Origin of the sequence: Mesorhizobium sp. M7A.F.Ca.US.010.02.1.1, assembly GCF_004023085.1 — a bacterium.
GTDB lineage: Bacteria > Pseudomonadota > Alphaproteobacteria > Rhizobiales > Rhizobiaceae > Mesorhizobium.
Genome location: NZ_RZRV01000016.1, coordinates 61,101 through 84,408 on the forward strand (window position 1 = coordinate 61,101; position 23,308 = coordinate 84,408).

General features: G+C 62.5%; 22 protein-coding genes, 1 tRNA gene and 1 riboswitch. Of the genes, 3 read left to right on the plus strand and 20 right to left on the minus strand.

The window, feature by feature from the left end:
• Window positions 1–48: 48 nt before the first annotated feature.
• Together EOA19_RS18345 and EOA19_RS18350 are read right to left on the minus strand one after the other, a co-directional pair.
• Window positions 49–810 (minus strand): CbtA family protein, encoded by a 762-nt coding sequence (locus EOA19_RS18345; protein WP_128304411.1) that lies wholly within the window; start codon window positions 808–810, stop codon window positions 49–51.
• Between the two features lie 15 nt (window positions 811–825).
• Window positions 826–1,005 (minus strand): CbtB domain-containing protein, encoded by a 180-nt coding sequence (locus EOA19_RS18350; protein WP_027034790.1) that lies wholly within the window; start codon window positions 1,003–1,005, stop codon window positions 826–828.
• Between the two features lie 35 nt (window positions 1,006–1,040).
• A riboswitch (cobalamin riboswitch) is annotated at window positions 1,041–1,248 on the minus strand.
• 200 nt (window positions 1,249–1,448) lie between these two features.
• Between EOA19_RS18350 and EOA19_RS18355 the strand changes: the two genes are divergently transcribed.
• A complete protein-coding gene (locus tag EOA19_RS18355) occupies window positions 1,449–2,447 on the plus strand; it encodes a DUF1624 domain-containing protein (RefSeq protein WP_128304412.1) in 999 nt (332 codons plus the stop codon).
• Window positions 2,444–2,920 (plus strand): isoprenylcysteine carboxylmethyltransferase family protein, encoded by a 477-nt coding sequence (locus tag EOA19_RS18360; protein ID WP_128304413.1) that lies wholly within the window; start codon window positions 2,444–2,446, stop codon window positions 2,918–2,920. The genes EOA19_RS18355 and EOA19_RS18360 overlap by 4 nt, the downstream gene beginning before the upstream one ends.
• 252 nt (window positions 2,921–3,172) lie before the next feature.
• Here the strand turns inward: EOA19_RS18360 and EOA19_RS18365 are convergent, their stop codons facing one another.
• From EOA19_RS18365 to EOA19_RS18375, 3 genes are all read right to left on the minus strand, one after another.
• Window positions 3,173–3,559 carry a MerR family DNA-binding transcriptional regulator gene (locus EOA19_RS18365; protein WP_027034793.1) on the minus strand — a complete coding sequence of 129 codons (387 nt, stop codon included), beginning with the start codon at window positions 3,557–3,559 and terminating at the stop codon, window positions 3,173–3,175.
• A gap of 157 nt (window positions 3,560–3,716) precedes the next feature.
• Window positions 3,717–5,135 carry a magnesium transporter gene (gene mgtE, locus EOA19_RS18370; RefSeq protein WP_023812369.1) on the minus strand — a complete coding sequence of 473 codons (1,419 nt, stop codon included), beginning with the start codon at window positions 5,133–5,135 and terminating at the stop codon, window positions 3,717–3,719.
• A gap of 190 nt (window positions 5,136–5,325) precedes the next feature.
• Window positions 5,326–5,410 (minus strand) — tRNA-Leu (locus EOA19_RS18375).
• Between the two features lie 235 nt (window positions 5,411–5,645).
• On the opposite strand from EOA19_RS18375, the gene lipB reads away from it, so the two are divergent.
• Window positions 5,646–6,389 carry a lipoyl(octanoyl) transferase LipB gene (gene lipB, locus EOA19_RS18380; RefSeq protein ID WP_128304414.1) on the plus strand — a complete coding sequence of 248 codons (744 nt, stop codon included), beginning with the start codon at window positions 5,646–5,648 and terminating at the stop codon, window positions 6,387–6,389.
• 72 nt (window positions 6,390–6,461) lie between these two features.
• On the opposite strand, the gene EOA19_RS18385 is transcribed toward lipB, so the two are convergent.
• The 15 genes from EOA19_RS18385 to nuoH all read right to left on the minus strand — a co-directional run bounded on the left by EOA19_RS18385 (window position 6,462) and on the right by nuoH (window position 23,306).
• Complete coding sequence (locus EOA19_RS18385; protein ID WP_128304415.1) at window positions 6,462–7,712, minus strand: site-2 protease family protein; 1,251 nt, start codon at window positions 7,710–7,712, stop codon at window positions 6,462–6,464.
• 578 nt (window positions 7,713–8,290) lie between these two features.
• Window positions 8,291–8,974, minus strand: coding sequence for an ABC transporter ATP-binding protein (locus tag EOA19_RS18390; protein WP_174800360.1), 684 nt, complete (start codon window positions 8,972–8,974; stop codon window positions 8,291–8,293).
• Complete coding sequence (locus EOA19_RS18395; protein WP_128304416.1) at window positions 8,971–10,257, minus strand: lipoprotein-releasing ABC transporter permease subunit; 1,287 nt, start codon at window positions 10,255–10,257, stop codon at window positions 8,971–8,973. The genes EOA19_RS18390 and EOA19_RS18395 overlap by 4 nt, the downstream gene beginning before the upstream one ends.
• Window positions 10,254–11,582 carry a proline--tRNA ligase gene (gene proS / locus EOA19_RS18400; RefSeq protein WP_128304417.1) on the minus strand — a complete coding sequence of 443 codons (1,329 nt, stop codon included), beginning with the start codon at window positions 11,580–11,582 and terminating at the stop codon, window positions 10,254–10,256. The genes EOA19_RS18395 and proS overlap by 4 nt, the downstream gene beginning before the upstream one ends.
• 653 nt (window positions 11,583–12,235) lie before the next feature.
• Window positions 12,236–12,520: a DUF1467 family protein gene (locus EOA19_RS18405; RefSeq protein WP_023812375.1), complete on the minus strand. Its 285-nt coding sequence runs from the start codon at window positions 12,518–12,520 to the stop codon at window positions 12,236–12,238.
• Complete coding sequence (mce, locus tag EOA19_RS18410; protein WP_128304418.1) at window positions 12,517–12,921, minus strand: methylmalonyl-CoA epimerase; 405 nt, start codon at window positions 12,919–12,921, stop codon at window positions 12,517–12,519. Before mce ends, EOA19_RS18405 begins: the two co-directional genes overlap by 4 nt.
• Before the next feature lie 119 nt (window positions 12,922–13,040).
• Entirely contained in the window at window positions 13,041–14,711 is a 1,671-nt protein-coding gene (locus EOA19_RS18415; protein WP_127267199.1) for a ribonuclease J, read from the minus strand.
• Window positions 14,712–14,829: 118 nt separating this feature from the next.
• The gene (locus EOA19_RS18420; protein ID WP_023812378.1) at window positions 14,830–15,651 is read right to left on the minus strand and encodes a biotin--[acetyl-CoA-carboxylase] ligase; all 822 of its coding nucleotides are present in this window, start codon (window positions 15,649–15,651) and stop codon (window positions 14,830–14,832) included.
• A 5-nt stretch (window positions 15,652–15,656) separates the two neighbouring features.
• Window positions 15,657–17,093, minus strand: coding sequence for an NADH-quinone oxidoreductase subunit NuoN (gene nuoN / locus EOA19_RS18425; RefSeq protein ID WP_128304419.1), 1,437 nt, complete (start codon window positions 17,091–17,093; stop codon window positions 15,657–15,659).
• 18 nt (window positions 17,094–17,111) lie between these two features.
• A complete protein-coding gene (locus EOA19_RS18430) occupies window positions 17,112–18,617 on the minus strand; it encodes an NADH-quinone oxidoreductase subunit M (protein WP_027034803.1) in 1,506 nt (501 codons plus the stop codon).
• Complete coding sequence (nuoL, locus tag EOA19_RS18435; protein WP_128304420.1) at window positions 18,617–20,590, minus strand: NADH-quinone oxidoreductase subunit L; 1,974 nt, start codon at window positions 20,588–20,590, stop codon at window positions 18,617–18,619. Before nuoL ends, EOA19_RS18430 begins: the two co-directional genes overlap by 1 nt.
• 10 nt (window positions 20,591–20,600) lie before the next feature.
• Window positions 20,601–20,909, minus strand: coding sequence for an NADH-quinone oxidoreductase subunit NuoK (nuoK, locus tag EOA19_RS18440; protein ID WP_010910101.1), 309 nt, complete (start codon window positions 20,907–20,909; stop codon window positions 20,601–20,603).
• A gap of 1 nt (window position 20,910) precedes the next feature.
• Window positions 20,911–21,531, minus strand: a complete 621-nt coding sequence (locus EOA19_RS18445; RefSeq protein ID WP_023812381.1) for an NADH-quinone oxidoreductase subunit J — start codon at window positions 21,529–21,531, stop codon at window positions 20,911–20,913.
• Between the two features lie 240 nt (window positions 21,532–21,771).
• The gene (gene nuoI / locus EOA19_RS18450; RefSeq protein WP_023812382.1) at window positions 21,772–22,263 is read right to left on the minus strand and encodes an NADH-quinone oxidoreductase subunit NuoI; all 492 of its coding nucleotides are present in this window, start codon (window positions 22,261–22,263) and stop codon (window positions 21,772–21,774) included.
• A complete protein-coding gene (nuoH, locus tag EOA19_RS18455; protein ID WP_023812383.1) occupies window positions 22,263–23,306 on the minus strand; it encodes an NADH-quinone oxidoreductase subunit NuoH in 1,044 nt (347 codons plus the stop codon). Before nuoH ends, nuoI begins: the two co-directional genes overlap by 1 nt.
• Window positions 23,307–23,308 lie beyond the last annotated feature (2 nt).

Sequence of the window (23,308 nt, forward strand, 5' to 3'; positions counted from 1 at the left end):
CTCTTGCCGGAGCGCGCACCGCCGATGAGGAAGGTCAGTGTCTTGCGATCAGGCAAAGCTGTCGCGCAGGCTGGTCGCGGTGCCGGTGAAGCGGCCACGCACCACACCGACGACCGCGCCGAGCACCAGCCAGAACACGAGGTTGGTCACGGTCACCGCCACCACGAACTGGTGATGCAGCCCTTCCGGAATCGCCGTCTCGTAACTGTCGGGCTGCGGTGCACCGACAACATGCGGTGCGACGATCAAAAAGACGGCAAGGATCGCCAGCGGCAGCGACTTGCGGAACGCGATCAGGCCGAGACCGGCAGCGGTTGCCGCCACCGTTGCCCACCACCAGATCTGCCGCTGGGTGAGATCGGCGGCCGGCATGGCAGGCAATTCCGGCGGCAGGCCGAGGCCCGGTGCCAGCGTGAACACGGCAAAGCCGGCAAGGCCCCAGAACACGCCCTGGCGCCAGCCACCGATGCCGCCGGCGAATTCGGAGACCGCGACCAGGATCAAGGCGAAGCCGATGCCGGTGACGATATTGGCAAGCACGCTGAAGGCGAAACGCTCGAAACCGTCTGCCGGCGCCCAGCCTTCGTCTGCCGGAGCGGCTTCCGCCGCCGGTGCAGTTGTGCTTATGGCATTGCTATCCGTTGCCGCCGGAGCGGCATGGTCATGGTGATGCCCGCCGCCGGCCTGCTCGTAGACTTCCGCCTTCAGGATCAGCGGCACGGTGGCGTAGGCCTGCATGCAGGCGAGAACAACGCCGGCCACGAGCCCTGCGATCGCCGCGATGAACACGACGTTGCGAAACAGGTTCATGATGTCAGCCCCTCGTCAGTGGCAGGGAAACGCCATCGAATGGCGATAGTCGTGAGCCGCATTGTGGACCGCATCGATATGCGAGAAGCCGACAAAGCCCATCACGAAAATGCCGAGCAGCCCGGCGAGCGCGAGCTGCATGAAGCGCGACTGCGAGGAGACGGAGGCGCCGAGGGAGACGGAAGCGGTAGTCATGTCTTGTCCTTTCGCCCTCCACCCGAGGGCATCGAAGTCAGTTTCCTGTCGCCGGCAGGTCTCCTGGCTCGCGGATCAGCGTCCTTCCCCACCTTCCCGAAGAAAAAATCTTCAGTGGCATATGGAGAGGACTACCGCACACAGTTGCGGGGGCAGCCACGGCATTGGGCAAAAACTCGCCCTCACCGCATTCCCTCTTGGCTCCAAAATGGAACCGACGACACCGGCGACTATAGGCAGAATCCTCGCCTCCGGCAAACCAAATTTCGCCGGCAACCATTGCGAATGCGTCGTGCCAATGCAGGATCACCGGCGCGGTGATTGGCAAATTTCCTGGCTTCCCGGCGCTGGCCCAATGCCGCAGCTGATCAGAGCTCCCGGTCTTCTTTTGTCCGGGGCAACCGTGATAGTCCTCCAGCGGGGCTGAATCAGAATGCGAGACCATGAGCATCCAAACGCCGACCGCACCCGTTCAGGATCGACCAAAGCGCATCGTCGTCATCGACATCGTGCGCGGCATCGCGCTGATCGCCATGGCAAGCTACCATTTCACCTGGGATCTGGAGTTCTTCGGCTACACCGATCCCGGCCTGACCGCCTTCGGCTGGTGGAAGATCTACGCGCGCGGCATCGCTTCGACCTTCCTGTTCCTGGTCGGCGTCAGCCTGTATCTCGCCCATGGCCGACAAATCCGCTGGAACGGCTTCTGGAAGCGGTTCGCCATGGTCGCCGGAGCCGCGATCGCGATTTCGGTCGTCACCCGCATCGCCACCCCGGACGGCTTCATCTTCTTCGGCATCTTGCACGAGATCGCGCTGGCCAGCCTGCTCGGCCTCGCCTTCCTGCGCCTGCCAGCGCTGCTGACGCTTGTCGTCGCCGCGCTCGTCATCGCCGCCCCCGTCTATCTGCGCTTCGAGGCCTTCGATCACCCATGGCTGTGGTGGGTCGGCCTGTCGGCGACCAATCCGCGCTCCAACGACTACGTTCCGCTGTTTCCGTGGTTCGGCGCCGTGCTTGCGGGCATCGCGGTGACGAAACTCGCCGCAGGTGCCGGCCTGCTTGCCCGGCTTGCCAATCTGGCGCCCGGTCGCTTGGCCAACCCGCTGGTCTTCATCGGCCGGCACAGCCTGGCGTTCTACCTGATCCACCAGCCATTGCTGATCGGCTGCGTCTGGCTGTTCTCGCAGATCATGCCGGCGCAAGTCGAAACCCCGCAGGTGAATTTCCTCAAAACCTGCCAGCTGTCCTGCGAGCAGTCGCGCGACACCGAGTTCTGTACGAGCTACTGTGTCTGCATGCTCGACACGCTCGAGGGCGAGGCGACGCTTGATCGGCTCTACAACAACGACCAGACTGCGGAATGGAAGACGCATCTGTCCGATCTCGCCGGCATGTGTACCGCCAAGACGGACAGCAAGTTGATGGAGGAAGGGGTCAAATGACCGAGAACCAGCCGAAGCCGGGGCTCATACCGTGGCCGCCGCTGATCTACACCGCCGCCATCGCCATCAGCATCGCGCTGGGCCTGCTCTATCCCCTGCCCTGGATCGGCGACCTGCTGGGCGATATCCTGTTCGCCGCCGGCTGGGTGGCACTCTTCGCCGTTGCCGCACTCTGGTTCACCGCGATCCGCACCATGATCCGGGCCAAGACCACGCTCAACCCGAACGCTGTGCCCGATCACCTTGTCACCACGGGTCCCTTCGGCATCACCCGCAATCCGATGTATCTGGCCAACACCCTGCTGTTGATCGGCGTCGCCTTTGTCTCGGGCATCGTGTGGTTCCTGCCGCTCGCCTTCATCGCCGCCTATGCCACGCAAAAAATGGCGATCGAAGGCGAGGAAAAGATGCTGGCGGCAAAATTCGGCAAGAAATACCGCGACTACGCGAAACGCGTGCGCCGCTGGATTTGAGCTGGCGCTCCGGTTTCCATCGCGGAGAGGTTTTGACAGGTGCACACTTCGGCGATTAGCCTAAGTCTTGCGAACTTCGTCATCCTAGGGCGAAGCAGGAGCGCAGCTCCGTCGCGGAGACCCTAGGATCCATGCCGTGACCTCGGTCTAGGAGTGCAGCGGAGCAAAGTTCTGCGCCGTCGCGGTGCATTGCAGAAGGAATAGACGTTTCCGCTCATTCCGAACGCTAACGCGCGATAGAATCCAGTCCGCTCAGGTATTCACGCCAAGCTCGACCAGCCGCTCCACACAAGACTCCTCGGCCTGGTCGAGTTCAGCCAGCGTCTCCTCGAGGTCGCGGCGCTTCTGCCGGAGATCCTCGCGCTTTTCCTCGATGCGCTTGATCATCAGGTTGAGCTGGCCGACTTCGCCGGGCGGCTCCCTGTACATCTGGATGATTTCGCGGATCTCGTTGATCGAGAAGCCAAGCCTTTTGCCGCGCATGATCTGGCGGATGAGGTGTCGGTCGGAGGGGCGAAACAGCCGCGTGCGGCCACGCCGCACCGGCTGCACCAGCCCTTCGTCCTCGTAAAAGCGCAGCGTCCGCGTCGACACGTCGAACTCGCGGGTCAACTCGGTGATCGAATAATATTCTCGCATTGCCACTCCCGCACGCCGAAACACCGGGGCGATCGCCATGCCGGCGTCACCCTTGTGTCCCGAACCAAAACCCATGCCATGCCGGAATCGACATGGCGCCCCGCGCGAGCCTCGCACGGCATTTACGTAAAAGTCAATTGAGCCAAAAGGCGTGCCTTCAGGGCACGCCGAACCACCACGTGGCAATGCCGAGAAATGCAAAGAAACCGACGACGTCGGTAACCGTGGTGACAAAGACCGCCGAAGCGACCGCCGGATCGATCTTGAAACGATCGAGCAGTAGCGGGATCAGGATGCCGGCCAGGGCGGCCACGAACATGTTGATGATCATCGCCGCCGCGATGATGCCGCCCAGATTGGGGTCACGGAACCAGGCTGCCGCAACGATGCCGATCAGGATGGCGAAGACGATGCCGTTGATGAAGCCGACACCCATCTCGCGGCGGATGATGCGGCCGGCATTGTAGATGTCGAGATCCCTGGTCGCCAACGCCCGCACGGTGACGGTCATGGTTTGCGAGCCGGCATTGCCGCCCATGCCGGCGACGATCGGCATCAGCACCGCCAATGCCACGATGTGTTCGATCGTGCGGTCGAACAGGCTGATCACCGACGCCGCCAGGAACGCGGTCAGAAGATTGATCAGCAGCCACGGAACGCGGGAGCGCGAGGTCGAAAAGATGCTGTCGGAAAGCTCTTCGTCGCCGACGCCGCCCATGCGCATCAAATCTTCCTCGGCCTCCTGCTGGATGACGTCGACGACATCGTCGATGGTCAGAACACCAACCAGCCGTTCGTTCTCGTCGACGACCGCGGCCGACAAAAGATCGTACTGCTCGAATTCCCGCGCCGCCTCTTCCTGGTCCATGGTGGCCGGAATGGCGTGCCGCGTCTCGTGCATCACCTCCTCGACCTTGACCGAACGCTTGGTGCGCAGGATCTGGTCGAGGTCGATGGCGCCGAGCAGCTTGAAGCTCGGATCAATGACGAAGATCTGGCTGAAGCGCTCGGGAAGGTTGTTGTCTTCGCGCATGTAGTCGATGGTCTGGCCGATCGTCCAGAACGGCGGAACCGCGACGAACTCGGTCTGCATGCGGCGGCCGGCCGTCTCTTCGGGATAATCGAGCGATCGGCGAAGCCTGATCCGCTCGGTGAACGGCAGTTGAGACAGGATCTCGTCCTGGTCTTCCTGGTCGAGATCCTCGAGAATGTAGACGGCGTCGTCGGAATCGAGCTCCTGCACCGCCTGCGCGATCTGCGCATTGGGCAGATTGTCGACGATCTCCATACGGATCGCCTCGTCGACCTCCGTCAGCGAGGAGAAGTCGAAATCAGCGCCCAAGAGTTCGACCAGCGCGCGGCGCTGTTCGGGATGCAGCGCCTCGAGCAGGTCGCCGAGTTCCGACTGGTGCAGGTCGTCGACTTCATGCTTGAGGGTCAGCGTGTCGCGATCGGCGATCGCCGCGCCAATCCGCGCCAGGAAGGACGAAAGCACGGCGCCGTCCTCGCCATAGATATCGGCGTGGTTGTCCTCGGCGGCCCTGGCGCCGGTCGTCCGTTCGTGCTCGCCTTCCACCAGCGCCTCCCGCCACAAGAATCCCGGAAAAGGTGCAAATCAGGTCTAGAGCATCGGCCCCAAAGGGGAAACCGGTTTTGGGAGAATCCGACGCTCAGAAAGAAAGTGGCGTAAAGTGCGGGAATATCAAACGAAATGCGCCCGGCCCGCAGCGGGCGAGACCGGTACAAATCGGATTCTGGGGAGAGAATGGTGCGGTCGAGAAGACTCGAACTTCCACGGGTTGCCCCACAGCGACCTCAACGCTGCGCGTCTACCAATTCCGCCACGACCGCACGTGGTAGAGCCGGAACCGACCGGCTCGCGGCGTGTAGCAAATCGTTTCCGGTGAAACAAGTGCACCGCAAGCAATAATGTCAGGCGATTGGCATAATGCTCCACAGGGCCCGAATGCAGCGCCGGAACTGGACGTTTGCGCCTGATATCGCCATATGGAAGGCAAGTTGATGTCACCCAAAGGTGCGAGGCGGTTTTGGGACGCGACATGCATAAGCGAAAAGACGATACGCCATGCCCGAACGCAGCCAGATCGCCACGTCGTTCCTGCCGCTCCCCGGTTCAGCACCGGTCGAATGGCTGATCGAGCCCGGCCTTACCGCCTATCCCGAAGCACTTGCCTTCATGGAGGCGCGCGCCGAGGCGATCCGCAGCGGGGCCGCCGGCGAAATGGTCTGGCTGGTCGAACACCCGCCGCTCTACACGGCCGGCACCAGCGCCCGCGGCGAGGACCTGATCGACGCCAACCGCTTCCCGGTGTTCGCGGCCGGCCGCGGCGGCGAATACACCTATCATGGGCCGGGCCAGCGGGTCGCCTATGTCATGCTTGATCTGAAGCGGCGGCGCGAGGACGTCCGCGCCTTCGTCGCGGCGCTCGAACAGTGGATCATCGGCACGCTGGCCGCCTTCAATGTGCGGGGCGAGCGCCGGGAGGACCGGGTCGGCGTCTGGGTCGTGCGGCCGAACCGCCCTGCCCTGCCGGACGGCTCGCCGGCCGAGGACAAGATCGCGGCCATAGGCATTCGGCTGCGGCGTTGGGTGAGCTTCCACGGCATCGCCATCAATGTCGAGCCCGATCTCGACCATTTCAGCGGCATCGTGCCTTGCGGCGTGCAGGACCACGGCGTCACCAGCCTCGTCGACCTCGGCCTTCCCCTGACCATGGCCGATCTTGACCTGGCGCTGAAATCCGCCTTCGAGGATGTGTTCGGTCCCGCCACGGCTTTGCCTGTCGAAGCCGAGCGCAAGGCCGGCTGATTCTTCCTGATCCGGTACGGCTCAAGCTATGTGTGATTCACAGGCCGGCATCCATCTGAATATCAACACACCTCAGATGAGCTGGGCGGAGGCCCACAGGACGCCATAGCCATGGATGGCGAACACCGCCAGCAACGCCGCGGCCATGGCGAGGCGGTCGATGGTGCGGATCGGCTTCAGCTCGTAACGCGGCTTGACCCCGCTGCTCATCGTCAACAGGCTGAGGATCGAAAACACCGCTCCCGTCGCGAGCAGGAAGTTGGAGGAAAAGCCGGCCTGCCAACCCACGGCCAGGAAAGCCGAGAGCAGGAAGAAGGAAGCCAGCGCCAACGCGACCGGTCCCGGACAGATCTGGCGCAGCACCTGACCGCCGTCGAATTTCCACACCGGCACCAGATTGGCGATGTTGAACAGGGCGGCGAAGCCCGCCAGTGTCGCCAGCAGCGCCGCCGCCAGCCGATGTCCTTCAGCGCCGGCAAAGGTGCTGGCGGCGATAGCGATCGGCACCAGGAATGCGGAGAAGCCGGCGCCCATCAGCGCCACGAAGGCGACTTCGAAACGGCTGTCATAGGGCCGCCCGCCAATGGCGATGCCGCCGAGCAGCGGAATGAAGATCATCCGTGCCCGGTTGTGGCCCATAAGCCGAAACGCCGCCATATGGCCAAGCTCATGCAGGGCGACCACCGATGTGAGGATCGCGGACAGTGCCAGGCCGCCGAAGTGAAGGCCGAAGAATGGCCACAGGATCAGCGCCGAAAGCCCGGCGAAACCGACCTGGCTCAACGGATGCTCGAACCAACCGCCCTTGCGATACTCCCCGGTCCGCGCCCAGCGCTGCAGCTTGGAGAGTTCGCGGCGCAGGGCGAAATAGCGGAACACCAGGAACGCGACGCCGCGATAGCGATCGGTCTGGCTGAGCGTCACCCGCGTGCTGGTGCCTTCGGAAACGAGTTCGGCGGTTTCGGAAAAGTCCTTCCAGAACGAAGCATCGAGCGCGGTGTCCTCAATGACACGCATCGAGAAGCTGATACCTTCGACGACGTCCTCAAACCGCGACTTGCGTTCGATCGGCTTGCCGTCGCGACCTTCCCACGACAGCGTGATGCGGGCCACGCCCTCGCCGTCCGGCGCCTCGGCGGAAAGGATCTCACCGGACCAGCCGGCATCGCTGCCGAGCGGCCACAGCGCCTGCCAGAGGCGCTGACGATCCATTGCCACCAGACGGGTCAGCCGGACCGTGCGCAAACCAAGCGGCACGGTCATCAACAGAAAGATCAGCCCGAGATTGCTGGCCACCAGAATGGCCGTGACGATGGGCGACACCTGGACGTTGCTCCCTGTCTTGCCGGCGCACCCTAACGCCGCGACGGCAAGAAAAGCTTAACGGCGGAACGGCCTTCGACCGTGCAGGAACAGCGACGGCGAACGCCGCCAAATCACATGGCTCCGATCCAGATCGCCATGGAAACGAGAAAGGTGCTCATGCAAACCAGTGAGATGACATCCTGAACCAGATCGGTCATAACTCTCTCCCGTTGTTGATATGTTCGTATTTTGTTCTAATTTTGTTCAAATGTCAATGCGCGCAATCCGGCATTTTCCGGAATCTCGGCGATCAATTCGGCAGGGTTAAGGAAAGGTTGACGGGCAGAGCACATGCCTTTGCGATTAGCCAATACGCCCATCGCTTCGTCATCCTAGGGCGGAGCAAGGAGCGTAGCGACGCGCGCAGACCCTAGGATCCATGCCGCGATCTGGAGGCGATGCAACGGTGCAGAATCATCATTCTGACAGAGGCTCGTTATCCTCGACCCCTGCATTTGTCTCGAAAGTAACGGCATGGATCCTAGGGTCTACGCTCCGCTCCGCGGAGCTCCGCCCTAGGATGACGACATTGGAGACTAAAGCGGCACCACTTTGCCGTCGGCCAGGGTGACGCGCCGGTCCATGCGCGATGCCAATTCGTGATTGTGGGTGGCAATCAGCGCCGCAAGGCCCGATTGCTTGACCAGCGCCGCCAGCGCCTCGAACACATAAGACGCGGTGACCGGATCGAGATTGCCGGTCGGCTCGTCCGCCAGCAGCACCAGCGGCGCATTGGCGACCGCGCGCGCGATGGCGACGCGCTGCTGCTCGCCGCCGGAGAGTTCGGACGGCCGGTGCGACGCGCGTTTGCCGATCTGCATGTAATCGAGCAGCTGCGCCGCGCGCTCGGCCGCGTCCTTGCGGCTGAGCCCCTTGATGAGCTGCGGCATCATGATGTTTTCCAGCGCCGAGAATTCCGGCAGCAGGTGATGGAACTGATAGACGAAGCCGACATCGTTGCGGCGGATCGCCGTGCGCTCGTCGTCGGAGAGCCGCCCGCAGGCACGGCCGGCCAGGATGACGTCGCCGGCGTCGGGACGCTCCAGCAGGCCGGCGGTGTGCAGCAGCGTCGACTTGCCGGTGCCCGACGGCGCCACCAGAGCCACCATCTCGCCGCGCTTCAGCGAGAAATCGGCACCGTTCAGGATGGTGAGCTTGCGCGGCCCCTGGACATAGTGCCGCTCGACGCTCTTCAGCTCGATAATGACCTCGGCCACTATTCGTACCTCAAGGCTTCGACCGGATCGAGGCGCGCGGCACGCCATGCCGGAAACACCGTTGCCAGGAAGGACAGGCCGAGCGCCATCAGGACGACATAGGTCGTCTCGCGCGGATCCATCTTCGCCGGCAACTGGCTGAGGAAATAGAGTTCAGGATTGAACAGCACCTTGCCGGTCATCCATGAGAAGAACTGGCGGATGGATTCGATGTTGGTGCAGATCAGCACGCCGAGCAGCACACCGGCAAGCGTGCCGGTCACGCCGATCGCCGCGCCCGTCATCAGGAAGATGCGCAGGATGGCGCCGCGCGATGCCCCCATGGTGCGTAGGATGGCGATGTCGTGGCCCTTGTCCTTCACCAGCATGATCAGGCCGGAGATGATGTTCAGCGCCGCCACCAGCACGATCAGCGTCAGGATCATGAACATGACGTTGCGCTCGACCTGCAGGGCGGAGAAGAAGGTCTCGTTGCGCTGGCGCCAGTCGACCATGTCGATCGGCCGCTGCGCCGCCGCCTCCACCTTCGGTTTCAGCGCATCGACATCGTCTGGATTTTCGACATAGATCTCGATCGTCTGCGCCCGCCCGTCCATGTTGAAATAGAGCTGCGCTTCGGAAAACGGCATGTAGACGATGGAGGTGTCATACTCGGACATGCCGACTTCGAAGATCGCCGCGATCTTGTAACCCTTCATGCGCGGCGTGGTGCCGATCGGCGTCACGTCGCCGTCGGGCGAAATCAAGGTGATGGTATCGCCAAGCGTCAGGCCGAGATTCTCCGCCATGCGCTTGCCGATGGCAACGCCGTCGCCGGAGTCGAAATCGGCGATCGAGCCCTGTTTGATGTTGCTGGCAACGATGGCGATCTTGCTCAGATCCTCGCCGCGGATGCCGCGCACCAGCGCTCCGGTTCCGCCGCCGACATTGCCTTGAGCCAGCACCTGGCCGTCGATCAGCGGGATGGCATATTTGACGCCTGCTACACCGTTGATGCGGCTGGCGACCTGCGCATAGTCCTCCAGCGGCGAATCGAGCGGCTGCACGATCAGGTGACCGTTGACGCCGAGGATGCGCGTCAAAAGCTCCGCCCTGAAACCGTTCATCACCGCCATGACCACGATCAGCGTGGCGACGCCCAGCATGATGCCGAGGAAGGAGATCGAGGCGATCACCGAGATCACCGTCTCCTTGCGCCGCGAACGCAGATAGCGCCAGGCAACCATGCGCTCGAAGATGGAAAAGGGTCCGGCGCCGACCGGTCTTGCCGCCACCGCATCGCTCATGCGGCGACACCGAAGCGCTTTTTCACGTCTGCGATCGGCAGCGTCTCGCGCTCGCCGGTCTTGCGATTCTTGATCTCGATCTCGCCGGCGGCGACACCGCGCGGGCCGACGATCACTTGCCAGGGCAGGCCGATCAGGTCGGCGGTGGCGAACTTGCCGCCGGGCCTCTGGTCGGTGTCGTCATAGAGCACGTCCTTGCCGGCGGCGACGAAAGCGGCATGCAGCTCGTCGCAGACGCGGTCGCACTCGGCGTCGCCCGCTTTCATGTTGATCAGCCCGATGTCGAACGGCGCCACCGCCTCCGGCCAGATGATGCCGTTGTCGTCATGGCTGGCTTCGATGATCGCAGCGACCAGCCGCGACGGACCGATGCCATAGGAGCCTCCGGAGACGAAATGATCCTTGCCGTCTGGCCCGGTCACCTTGGCGCCCATGGGTTTCGAATATTTATCGCCGAAATGGAAGATGTGGCCGACCTCGATGCCGCGCGCCGAAACCTTGTCGCTCTCGCCGATCTTCTCCCACGCCGCCTCGTCATGCATCTCGTCGGTGGCCGCGTAGGGTGTCGTCCAAGTCTTGACGATATCGCCGATCTCGGCGGCATTGGCGAAGTTGGTCTTCTCTCCGGGCACATCGAGCGAAAGATAGTCGCGGTGGCAATAGACCTGGCTCTCGCCGGTGTCGGCCAGGATGATGAATTCATGGCTGAGATCGCCGCCGATCGGCCCGGTGTCGGCCCGCATCGGTATTGCCTGCAGCCCCATGCGCGTAAAAGTCCGGAGATAGGACACGAACATCCTGTTGTAGGCCGCCCTGGCGCCCTCGAAGTCGAGGTCGAAAGAATAGGCGTCCTTCATCAGGAACTCGCGCGAACGCATGACGCCGAAGCGCGGCCGCACTTCGTCGCGGAACTTCCACTGGATGTGGTAGAGATTGAGCGGCAGGTCCTTGTAGGACTTCACATAGGCGCGGACGATCTCGGTGACCACTTCCTCATTGGTCGGGCCGTAGAGCATGTCGCGGTCCTGCCGGTCCTTGATACGCAGCATCTCCTTGCCGTAGTCGTCATAGCGGCCGCTTTCGCGCCACAGATCGGCCGACTGGATGGTCGGCATCAGGATTTCCAGCGCACCGGCGCGATTCTGCTCCTCGCGAATAATGCGGCAGACCTTGTCCAGCACTCGCTTGCCGAGTGGCAGCCACGAGAAACTGCCCTGCCCCTGCTGGCGGATCATGCCGGCGCGCAGCATCAGCCGGTGCGAGACGATCTCGGCCTCGCGCGGATTTTCTTTGAGGATAGGCAGGAAATAGCGCGACAAACGCATGGACTGGTCCGTGAGTGAGGATGGCCGCGTCAGAATCGGCGCGACTTTGGCTTGCTTGACCCGGCTTCATAGCCATTTCAAGGCGGAATGGGAACCCGGACGCTTCGGCCCGAAAAGCGGCAATCGATTTTCAAAAAGCACGGGATAGCCGGGATCAGAGCGTCGCACCGTCCTTCGCCCGCCCAGAAGACCCACGGCGCCGCAAGGCCTCCCGGTCACCGCGCGCGTCTTGATGATCGTTCGCCAAGCAACGCCTGCCACACTATTGTGCAGTGCAGCACGAGAATGCCCGTTTCAAGGCAAAATTCTTCGTGACATTGTCATTCGCCTTAGGCTAATGTACCTCGATAACCGAGAGGGTAGAAAAAAATCTGCTCTCCTACGCGGTCAAAGTCTTGGGAGGATGCGATCTAGGCGCGGTTACTCGCTGCCGCCGGAAACCGGAAACAGATCGGACGCGTTTAAATTGCAAGGCCTCGTGCCTTGCATTTTTTTTGTGCAATCATCTGCTTAGCGCAACGCGTTGCCAAACCACCTTACCCAGCGTCAGCGCTCGTCCGGCCGCAAAACGGCACGGCATTCCTGTCTGGAACCAAGCTGTTCCGACGGATGAAAACGTCTTTGCCGGACAAATCTTCTTGGGCCGGGACCGGCTATTTGGCTGGGGTTTGGCTGAATTCCGGCACGATGTGCGGGATGTCGTTGAGGCTGTATCCCAGCCCATGCGTCAGGCCATAGAAAATGCCCATCAGGATCGCGGTGGCGATGGTGGTGCGGATCACGGCGCGCAGCATGTGAGGTCCGCGCGGCGCGCTCGGAACCGTGCCAAGCGTCACGTCACGATCGTCGTCCTGCGTCCTCACGCTGAACGGCAGCACAGCGAACAGCACCACCCACCAGGTCGCGAAAAACAGGGCGGTGAACGAAACCCAGCTCATGATTGCTCCAGTTCGATCAGCGTTCCGAAGAAATCCTTCGGATGCAGGAACAGCACCGGCTTGCCGTGCGCGCCGATCTTCGGATTGCCGTCGCCCAGCACGCGGGCGCCGGCGGCCTTGAGCTGATCGCGCGCGGCCAGGATGTCATCGACCTCGTAGCAAAGATGGTGCATGCCGCCGGAAGGATTCTTCTCCAGGAAGGCGGCGATCGGCGACCCCTCGCCCAAGGGCTCCAGAAGTTCGATCTTGGTGTTGCCGACATTGACGAACACCACCGTCACCCCATGCTCCGGCAGCGCCTGCGGCGCCGTCACTTCCGCGCCGAGCGTGTTGCGATAGGCAGCGACGGCAGCAGCCAGATCCGGCACGGCAAGCGCGACATGGTTCAGTCGTCCGAGCATTGGCACTCCCAGCTAAGGGAGTAGGGGAATAAGGGAGTAGGGGAAAAGACAGATATGTCAGCTGCTTGCTCTTCCTATTCCCCTATTCCCCTATTCCCCTACTCCCCTACTCCCTTTCGTCACCTTGTGACGAATACAGTCACCAGCGGCTTCTTGCCCCAGGCTTCGTTGGCGGCGCCGCGCACGGCGCGCCGCACTGCTTCTTGCACCAGGTCGAGGTCTTTTCGGCGCTGACGGGGGATCGAGTCCACCGCGCCGATTGCCGCATCGATCATCAAGTCTTCCAGCGACTCGCCACGGCCATCGGCCTCGGCGACGCCGATGGCGACCAGGTCGGGGTCGCCGGCAAGCTCATATTTGTCGTCCAACACGACATTGACCGCCACGTGGCCGGCAAAAGACAGCTTGCGCCGATCACGGATGCCCATCGCCTGATCGGTGCCGATCAGTCTGCCATCCTTGTAGATACGGCCGAACGGCACCTGATCCATGATGGTGGCTGGGCCGGGAGCAAGCCTGAGCATGTCGCCGTCGCGCACCTGCGCCACCTGGCCGATGCCCGATGTCGACATCAGCGAGCCCTGCGCCACCAGATGTGCCGCCTCGCCATGCACGGGAACGCCGATCTGCGGGCGCACCCATTCATACATCTTGCGCAATTCGCTGCGTCGCGGATGGCCGGAGACATGCACCAGTGCATCGCCGTCCTCGATGATCTTGACGCCGAGATCGATCAGACGGTTCTTGATCTCGAGGATCGCCTTCTCGTTGCCGGGAATGGTACGCGAGGAAAACACCACCGTGTCGCCTGCCGTCAGTGACACCGACTTCATCTCTTCGCGCGACAGCTTGGCCAGTGCGGCCAGCGGCTCGCCCTGGCTGCCGGTGCAGATGATGACCAGGTTTTCGCGCGGGATGAAACCAAAATCCTCCTCGGCGATGAACTCCGGCAGACCGTCCATGTAGCCGAGTTCGCCGGCCACATCGATGACCCGCTTCAGCGAACGGCCAAGCACCAGGCACTGGCGTCCGGCATCGCGCGCCGCCTTGGCAATGGAGACGATGCGTCCGACATTGGAGGAGAATGTGGTGACGGCGACACGGCCCTTGGCCGCCTGGATGACGCCCTTGAGGCCCTCGCCCACAGCCACTTCCGAAGGCGACTCACCTTCGCGCAGCGCATTGGTCGAATCGCAGATCAGCGCCAGAACGCCCTTGTCGCCATAGGCCCGGAAACGCGCCTCGTCGGTCTTCGGCCCGATCGTCGGCTCCGGATCGATCTTCCAGTCACCGGTATGGATGACGGTGCCGGCCGGCGAGGTGATCGCCAGCGACATCGGCTCGGGAATCGAGTGCGCGACCGGAATGGCTTCGATCTCGAACGGGCCGACGGTGAATTTCTCGCCCGCCCGGTAGATCGTCACCGGTATTTTCGGCGCGCCCTGCTCGCCTTGCCGCTTGGCTTCCAGCAGGCCGGCGCTGAACGGCGTCATCCAGACCGGTGCCTTCAGCTTCGGCCATGTGTCGAGCAGCGCGCCGTAATGGTCTTCATGCGCGTGCGTGATGATGATGCCACGCAGATTGGCGAGGTTCTCCTCGATGAAGCGCGTGTCGGGCAGCACCAGGTCGACGCCCGGCAGGCTGGCATCGGGGAAGGTCACTCCGACATCGATGACGATCCATTCGCGCGCATTGGGCGGCCCGTAGCCGTAAAGAGCGAAGTTCATGCCGATCTCGCCGACGCCGCCGAGCGGCACGAAGACGAGTTCGGCGGTTTCCGCTTTCGCCATGATTTTTCCCTTCCTGGCCCTCAGGCCAAGCCCAAAAAGCAATTCCGGGAAAAGTGTGTAACGGTTTTCCCACCGGAGTTGCGCAAAAACAAACAGTTAGAACCGTTCATGAACGGCCCTATGCCCTGGCCGAAGCGACCGCGCCGAAATGCACATCGCCGGCGGCGATCGTCCGAACCGAACCTTCATCGTCGCGGATCACGAAACGGCAGTCCTCGTCAATGGTCTCGAACACCCCACGCACCACATTACCGTCAATTCTGACAGCAACCTCGCCGCCGAGCCCCGCAGCACGATCAAGCCACCGACGCCTGACGGCGGCAAGTCCGCGCCCCTCGTCCCACAACCGGGCATTCTCGCTCCAGGCATCCGACAGCGCCAGGAAAAGTGTTTCCGCATCGCATGCCGCGCCCAGCGCGCTGAGTGATGTTGCGGGATAGGGCAAATCCTCGGGGTATGCCACCACATTGACGCCGATTCCGACCGCCACCGCGAAACGGCCGCCTTCCAGGATTGCCGATTCCAGCAGGATGCCGGCCAGCTTGGCGCCGGAGGCAAGCACGTCGTTCGGCCATTTCAGTTCGAAACGGTTTTTCCCTTCGCTGCCACCGTCGAGGCCGATGGCGATCCGGCCCTTCGGCACCACGGCATCGAGAGCATCGGCCAGCGCCAGCCCGGCGACGAAGCCCAGCGTCGCGGCAAGGCGAAGCTCTGCCTTGGTGATGACCAGTAGCGTCGCCGCGAGGTTGCCTTCTGGCGTCGCCCAGACGCGGCCGCGCCGGCCACGCCCACTTTCCTGTTTCTTGGAAACGACCCACAATTTGCCGGGGTCGCCTGCCCTTGCGTGGTCCAGTGCCAGCGCATTGGTGGAGCCGACGCTCTCATGCGCCTCGAGCCGGAACCCATCCGACGCCGAGGTTGGAGCCAGCCGAAATGCCATGCCGACTAGAAAAACGTCTTGGCGGCGGCTTCGGCATAGGTGCCGATCGGCCCGCCGATCAGCACGTAGAACAGCACGAAGGCGCCGGAGACGCCGAGCACGACACGCAATTCGCTCGCCATCGGCACGAAACCGCCGACCGGTTCGTCGAACCACATGATCTTGATGATGCGCAAATAGTAATAGGCGCCCACCACCGAGGCCAGCACGCCGATGATCGCCAACGCATAGAGATTGGCGTTGATGGCGGCGAGGAAGACGTACCATTTCCCCCAGAAGCCGGCGAGCGGCGGGATGCCGGCCAGCGAGAACATCAGGATGGTCAGGATCGTCGCCATGATCGGATTGGTCGACGACAGGCCGGCCAGCTCGCTGATCTGCTCGACATCGCCTTCCTTGCGCCGCATGGCGAGGATGAAGGCGAAGGTGCCGAGCGTCATCACCAGATAGATCAGCATGTAGATGGCAACGCCGCGCACGCCAGCCTGGCTGTTGGCGGCAAGGCCGACCAGCGCATAGCCCATATGGCCGATCGAGGAATAGGCCATCAGCCGCTTGATGTTGGTCTGGCCGATGGCGGCGAAAGCACCAAGCGCCATCGAGGCGATCGAGATGAAGACGATGATCTGCTGCCAGTCGGAGGCGATCGGCTTGAACGCACCCATGGTGACGCGCACCATCAGCGCCATCGCCGCCATCTTCGGTGCTGCCGCCAAAAAGGCCGTCACCGGTGTCGGCGCGCCCTCATAGACATCTGGCGTCCACATGTGGAACGGCACCGCCGAGATCTTGAAGGCCAGGCCGGCCAGCACGAAGACGAGGCCGAAAACGAGACCGAGCTGGCGCTCGCCGCTGCCGAGCGCAGAAGCGATCTCCTGGAAGCCGGTGTTGCCGGTGTAGCCGTAGACCAGGCTGATGCCATAGAGCAGCATGCCCGACGACAGCGCGCCGAGGACGAAATATTTGAGGCCTGCTTCGGTCGAGCGCAGATTGTCGCGATTGATCGCGCACAGCACATAGATCGCCAGCGACTGCAGCTCGAGGCCGAGATAGAGGCCGATCATGCTGTTGGCCGAGATCATCAGCATCATGCCGAGCGTGCAGAGCAGGATCAGCACCGGATATTCGAACTTGTCGAAGCGTTCAGCCTTGGCGAAGCGCATCGACATCACCAGCGTCACCGCCGAACCGATCAGCGCCAGCACCTTCATGAAGCGGCCGAAGGAATCCTGGATGAAGGCATTGCCGTAAGCGCTGCCCTGCCCGGTCCGGAAGATCAGCCAGGCGCCCGCGATCGCCAGAACGGCAACCGCAAGGCCGGTTACCGTGTTGGCCGTGTTGGCGCGCGAATAGGCTCCGACCATCAGCAGCGCCAGCGCGCCGACGGCAAGGATCAGCTCTGGCGTCGAGAGCGACAGGCTGGAGAGAAGGTCCGGCGTCATGGTTCGCAAAACCTCTGGTCAGTTCGCCGCCGCGGTCTGCGCGGCGCCGATGGATGCAGTGACATTGGTGACGAGCGACTTGACCGATTCGGCCGTCGCGTCGAAGACCGGGGCGGGATAGACGCCGAAGAAGATGACCAGCACGACCAGCGGGTAGATGATCACCTTCTCGCGCGGCGACAGATCGAGCAGGCCCTTCAGGCTCTCCTTGGTCAGTGCGCCGAAGATCACCCGGCGGTAGAGCCAGAGCGCGTAGGCGGCCGACAGGATGACGCCGGTGGCGGCGAAGAACGCCACCCAGGTGTTGACCCGGAACACGCCCAGCATGGTCAGGAACTCGCCGACGAAGCCGCTGGTACCGGGCAGGCCGACATTGGCCATGGTGAAGATCAGGAACACCGTGGCGTATTTCGGCATGTTGTTGACCAGGCCGCCATAGGCGGCGATCTCACGTGTGTGCATGCGGTCGTAGATGACGCCGACGCACAGGAACAGCGCGCCGGAGACGAGGCCGTGGCTGAGCATCTGGAAAATCGCGCCCTGCACGCCTTCCTGGTTCATGGCGAAGATGCCCATGGTGACGAAGCCCATATGAGCAACCGACGAATAGGCGATCAGCTTCTTCATGTCTTCCTGCATCAGCGCCACCAGCGAGGTGTAGATGATGGCGACGACGGACAGCGCGAAGACCAGCGGCGCGAACATTTCCGACGCCAGCGGGAACATCGGCAAGGAGAATCGCAGGAAGCCATACCCGCCCATCTTCAACAGGATGCCGGCCAGGATGACGGAGCCCGCCGTCGGCGCCTCGACGTGCGCATCGGGCAGCCAGGTGTGCACCGGCCACATTGGCATCTTCACCGCGAAGGAGGCGAAGAAGGCAAGCCACAGCCAGGTCTGCATGTTGGCCGGGAAGTTGTGGGTCAGCAGCGTCGGGATGTCGGTTGTGCCGGACTGGAAGAACATCGCCATGATGGCGAGCAGCATCAGCACGGAGCCGGCGAGCGTGTAGAGGAAGAACTTGAACGAGGCGTAGACGCGCCGCTTGCCGCCCCAGACGCCGATGATGATGAACATCGGGATCAGGCCGGCTTCGAAGAAGACGTAGAACAGCACGATGTCCAGCGCGCAGAATACGCCGATCATCAGCGTTTCGAGCAGCAGGAAGGCAATCATGTAGGCCTTCACGCGCTTCTCGATCGATTCCCACGACGCCAGGATGCACAGCGGCATCAGGAACGTCGTCAGGATGACGAACAGCATCGAGATGCCGTCGACGCCCATATGGTAGGAAATGCCGGAGTCGAGCCAGGCGACCTTCTCGACGAACTGGAAGCCGGACTGCGAATTGTCGAATCCGGTCCAGATGAACAGCGAGATGATGAAGGTGAAAGTCGTCGTCAACAGCGCGATGGCGCGGATGTTGCGGCGGGCATTTTCGCTGTCGTCATTGATGAACAGGATAAGCAGCACACCAACCAGCGGCAGGAAGGTGACCAGCGAGAGGATTGGCCAGGCGGTCATCAGAGCATCATCCAGGTGACGAGTGCGGCAACGCCGATCAGCATGGCGAAGGCGTAGTGGTAGAGATAGCCGGTCTGCAGCTTGACGACGCGGTCGGTGACATCGACGACGCGCGCCGAAATGCCATCCGGGCCGAGGCCGTCGATGATGGTGCCGTCGCCGGTCTTCCACAGGAAATGGCCGAGGCGCTTGGCGGGCCGCACGAACAGGAAGTCGTAGAGCTCGTCGAAATACCACTTGTTGAGCAGGAAGGCGTACAGCCCGCGATGCTGCGCGGCCAGGTTGACCGGCATTTCCGGCGAGCGGATGTAGAATTTCCAGGCCAGCGCGAAGCCGATCAGCATGGCGATGAAGGGCGACAGTTCGACCCACAGCGGCAATTCGTGGATGTCGTGCAGGATGTGATTGTCAGGCAGTGTGAACAGCGATGCCTTCCAGAACTCGGCATAGCCCTCGCCGATGAAGGCGCCGTGAAAGATGATGCCGGCAAACAGCGCGCCCGCGGCCAGGATGAACAGCGGCACCAGCATCACCGGCGGCGATTCATGGACATGGTGCATCACCTCATGGCTCGCCCGCGGCTTGCCGTGGAAGGTCATGAAGATCAGCCGCCAGGAGTAGAAGGAGGTGAAGCAGGCGGCGATGACCAAAAGCACGAAGGCCATGCCGGCAACCGAATTGTGGCCGGCAAAGGCGCTCTCGATGATGGCGTCCTTGGAGAAGAAGCCGGCGGTGCCGATGACCGTCACCGGAATGCCGACGCCGGTCAGCGCCAGCGTGCCGATCACCATCATCCAGTAGGTGGTCGGAATCAGTTTCCTGAGGCCGCCCATCTTGCGCATGTCCTGCTCGTCGGACACGGCATGGATGACCGAGCCCGAGCCGAGGAACAGCAGCGCCTTGAAGAAGGCATGCGTGAACAGGTGGAAGATCGCCGCGCCATAGGCGCCGACGCCGAGCGCCACGAACATGTAGCCGAGCTGCGAGCAGGTCGAGTAGGCGATGACGCGCTTGATGTCGTTCTGGACGAGACCGACGGTGGCCGCGAAGAAGGCCGTGAAGGCACCGATGAAGGTCACGACAGTCAGCGCCGAATGCGAGAGTTCGAACAGCGGCGACAACCGGGCCAGCATGAACACGCCGGCCGTCACCATGGTGGCGGCATGGATCAGCGCGGAAACCGGTGTCGGGCCTTCCATGGCATCCGGCAGCCAGGTGTGCAGCGGCACTTGCGCCGACTTGCCCATGGCGCCCATGAACAGCAGCAGGCAGACGATCGTCATGGCCGCCTGCTTGTCCAGCGCATAGCCGAGGAAGGTCAGCACCGCGGCGCCATGCGGGGCGCCTTCGGCCGGAATGAACGTTGCCGCATTGGCGAAGATGGTGCCCAGATTGACCGAACCGAACAGCACGAACACGCCGAAGATGCCGAGCGCGAAGCCGAAGTCACCGACGCGGTTGACGACAAAGGCCTTGATTGCCGCGGCATTGGCCGACGGCTTCTTGTACCAGAAGCCGATCAGCAGGTAGGACGCCAGCCCCACGCCTTCCCAGCCAAAGAACATCTGCACGAGGTTGTCCGCCGTCACCAGCATCAGCATGGCGAAGGTGAACAGCGACAGATAGGCGAAGAAGCGCGGCCGGTTCGGATCGTGGTGCATGTAGCCGATCGAATAGATGTGGACCAGCGCCGACACGGTGTTGACCACCACCAGCATGACCACCGTCAGCGTGTCGATCCGCAGCGCCCAGGACGCTTCCAGTCCGCCCGACTGTATCCAGCGCAGCACCGGCACGGTGAACACCTCGCCATGGCCGAAACCGACGGTGAAGAAAGCGACCCACGACAGCACGGCCGCGATCACCAGGAAACCGGAGGTGATGTATTCGGACGCCTTGGCGCCGAGCGACGTGCCGAACAGGCCGACGATCAGGAAGCCGAGCAGGGGAAGGAAGACGATGGCCTGATACATGGTGGTTCCGTCAACCCTTCATCATGTTCACGTCTTCGACCGCGATCGAGCCGCGGTTGCGGAAGAAGACGACGAGAATGGCAAGTCCGATGGCGGCCTCGGCCGCAGCTACCGTCAGCACGAACAGCGCGAACACCTGGCCGACCAGATCGCCCAGTGCCGCCGAAAAGGCGACGAAATTGATGTTGACCGCCAGCAGGATCAGTTCAACCGACATCAGGATGACGATGACGTTCTTGCGGTTCAGGAAGATGCCGAACACGCCGAGCGTGAACAGAACAGCCGATACGGTCAGATAATGTGCGATGCCGACAACCATCTCAGAGTCCCTCGCCTGTCTTGACCTTGCGGATTTCCATGCCGGTCGCCGGCGTGCGGCCGACCTGGGCCGCGATCGACTGCCGCTTGACGCCTGGCTTATGGCGCAGCGTCAGCACGATGGCGCCAATCATGGCGACCAGCAGGATGAGGCCCGAAATCTGGAAGTAGTAGAGGTAGTCGGTATACAGGATGTCGCCGAGCGCGGCGGTGTTGGTCCGCGTGGCGAGATCCGGAATGGGCTTGGAGACCGTCGAAGCGAGCTGCGGCGCGAAAGTGTAGCCGCCGAGAACGACGATCAGCTCCGCCGCCAGGATCAGCCCGACCAGCGCGCCGATCGGCGCATATTGCAGGGCGCCTTCCTTCATCTCGGCGAAATCGACGTCGAGCATCATGACGACGAACAGGAACAGCACCATCACCGCGCCGACATAGACGACGAGCAGGATCATCGCCAGGAACTCGGCCCCGGTCAGCATGAACAGGCCGGCGGCGTTGAAAAAGGTCAGGATCAGGAACAGCACCGAATGCACGGGGTTGCGCGACGAAATGACCATGAACGCCGACGCCACCGCGACAAAGGCGAAGAGGTAGAAAAAGGCCGCCTCTAGTCCACTCAACATTGGGGATCCCCCGGGTTCCTGTACGAACAGGACGCTCGTCCTGTTTGTTGTCTCTGGCCTGGTTCCGCCTCCGGTTCCAAAGCCGCGTTGTCCTAGCCCATGTTCCGATCGGGTTGAAAGGCCCGATCGAAAGAAACATGGGCCACTCTGTATTCCGGAGCATGATCTGGTCCGAAAAAGTCCGCAACTTTTCGGGATCATCCTCTGGACGAGGCCCCTGCCCCGTCCATGCGTCAAATATCAGCGGTAGGGCGAGTCCAGCGAGATGTTGCGCGCCAGTTCGCGCTCCCACCGGTCGCCATTCGCCAACAGCTTGTCCTTGTCGTAGTAGAGTTCCTCGCGCGTCTCCGTCGCGAATTCGAAATTCGGCCCCTCGACGATGGCGTCGACCGGGCAGGCTTCCTGGCAGAAGCCGCAATAAATGCACTTCACCATGTCGATGTCGTAGCGAACCGTGCGGCGCGTGCCGTCATTGCGGCGCGGGCCGGCCTCGATGGTGATGGCCTGCGCCGGGCAGATCGCCTCGCACAATTTGCAGGCGATGCAGCGTTCCTCGCCATTGGGATAGCGGCGCAGCGCATGCTCGCCGCGGAAGCGCGGACTGGTCGGCCCCTTCTCGTGCGGATAATTGATCGTCTCTTTCGGCGCGAAGAACTGGCGCATCGACAGGAAGAAAGCGCTGACGAAATCCTGCAGCAGCAGCGATTTGGCGGCTTGGGAAAGAGCGGACATCACGCAAACCCCGTGATCTTGAGGAAGGCCGCGGTGGCGACCACCATGAACAGCGAGATCGGCAGGAACACTTTCCAGCCAAGCCGCATCAATTGGTCGTAGCGGTAGCGCGGCACGAAGGCTTTCACCATGGAGATGCCGAAGAACACGAAGCAGACTTTCAGCACGAACCAGATGACGCCCGGCACCCAGGTGAACGGCGCGAAGTCGAACGGAGGCAGCCAGCCGCCGAGGAACAGGATGGTGGCCAGCGCGCACATCAGCACGATGGCTACATACTCGCCGAGGAAGAACAGCAGGAACGGCGTCGACGAATATTCGACCATGTGGCCGGCGACCAGTTCCGATTCGGCTTCCACCAGATCGAAGGGCGGGCGGTTCGTCTCGGCCAGCGCCGAGATGAAGAAGATGATGAACATCGGGAACAGCGCCAGCCAGTTCCAGTCGAGGAACGTATTGGGCAGGCCAAGCCGCGTACCAATTCCATCATGCTGCGACAGCACGATGTCGGACAGGTTGAGCGAGCCGGCGGTGAGCAGAACAGTGACGATGACGAAGCCGATCGAGACTTCGTAGGACACCATTTGTGCCGCCGAACGCAGCGCGCCGAGGAACGGATATTTCGAGTTGGAGGCCCAGCCGCCCATGATCACGCCGTAGACCTCGAGCGAGGAGATGGCGAAGACATAGAGGATGCCGACATTGACGTTGGCGATCGCCCAGCCCTGATTGACCGGGATGACCGCCCAGGCCGAGATCGCCAGCACGGCCGAGACCAGCGGCGCCAGCAGGAACACGCCCTTGTTGGCGCCGGACGGGATGACCGGCTCCTTGAAGACGAATTTCAGCAGATCGGCGAAGGCTTGCAGCGTGCCCCAGGGGCCGACGACGTTCGGGCCACGGCGCAGTTGCACCGCCGCCCAGATCTTGCGGTCGGCATAGAGGATATAGGCGACGAAAATCAGCAGGATAACGATCAGCACGACCGATTTCAGCAGAATGATCAGCGCCGGCAGCACGTAGAAGGAGAAGAAAGTGTCCATGC

Bases quoted from the DNA above. Each gene is read 5' to 3' on its own strand.
- EOA19_RS18405 (WP_023812375.1), bottom strand. From the start codon at position 12,520: ATGAGCTGGGTTTCGTTCACCGCCCTGTTTTTCGCGACCTGGTGGGTG.
- nuoN (WP_128304419.1), bottom strand. From the start codon at position 17,093: ATGACGCCGGACCTTCTCTCCAGCCTGTCGCTCTCGACGCCAGAGCTG.
- EOA19_RS18430 (WP_027034803.1), bottom strand. From the start codon at position 18,617: ATGACCGCCTGGCCAATCCTCTCGCTGGTCACCTTCCTGCCGCTGGTT.
- nuoL (WP_128304420.1), bottom strand. From the start codon at position 20,590: ATGTATCAGGCCATCGTCTTCCTTCCCCTGCTCGGCTTCCTGATCGTC.
- EOA19_RS18365 (WP_027034793.1), bottom strand. From the start codon at position 3,559: ATGCGAGAATATTATTCGATCACCGAGTTGACCCGCGAGTTCGACGTG.
- EOA19_RS18350 (WP_027034790.1), bottom strand. From the start codon at position 1,005: ATGACTACCGCTTCCGTCTCCCTCGGCGCCTCCGTCTCCTCGCAGTCG.
- nuoH (WP_023812383.1), bottom strand. From the start codon at position 23,306: ATGGACACTTTCTTCTCCTTCTACGTGCTGCCGGCGCTGATCATTCTG.
- EOA19_RS18355 (WP_128304412.1), top strand. From the start codon at position 1,449: ATGAGCATCCAAACGCCGACCGCACCCGTTCAGGATCGACCAAAGCGC.
- EOA19_RS18415 (WP_127267199.1), bottom strand. From the start codon at position 14,711: ATGGCGAAAGCGGAAACCGCCGAACTCGTCTTCGTGCCGCTCGGCGGC.
- proS (WP_128304417.1), bottom strand. From the start codon at position 11,582: ATGCGTTTGTCGCGCTATTTCCTGCCTATCCTCAAAGAAAATCCGCGC.
- nuoI (WP_023812382.1), bottom strand. From the start codon at position 22,263: ATGTCCGCTCTTTCCCAAGCCGCCAAATCGCTGCTGCTGCAGGATTTC.
- nuoK (WP_010910101.1), bottom strand. From the start codon at position 20,909: ATGGTTGTCGGCATCGCACATTATCTGACCGTATCGGCTGTTCTGTTC.
- EOA19_RS18360 (WP_128304413.1), top strand. From the start codon at position 2,444: ATGACCGAGAACCAGCCGAAGCCGGGGCTCATACCGTGGCCGCCGCTG.
- EOA19_RS18420 (WP_023812378.1), bottom strand. From the start codon at position 15,651: ATGGCATTTCGGCTGGCTCCAACCTCGGCGTCGGATGGGTTCCGGCTC.
- lipB (WP_128304414.1), top strand. From the start codon at position 5,646: ATGCCCGAACGCAGCCAGATCGCCACGTCGTTCCTGCCGCTCCCCGGT.
- mce (WP_128304418.1), bottom strand. From the start codon at position 12,921: ATGCTCGGACGACTGAACCATGTCGCGCTTGCCGTGCCGGATCTGGCT.
- EOA19_RS18395 (WP_128304416.1), bottom strand. From the start codon at position 10,257: ATGAGCGATGCGGTGGCGGCAAGACCGGTCGGCGCCGGACCCTTTTCC.
- EOA19_RS18445 (WP_023812381.1), bottom strand. From the start codon at position 21,531: ATGTTGAGTGGACTAGAGGCGGCCTTTTTCTACCTCTTCGCCTTTGTC.
- EOA19_RS18345 (WP_128304411.1), bottom strand. From the start codon at position 810: ATGAACCTGTTTCGCAACGTCGTGTTCATCGCGGCGATCGCAGGGCTC.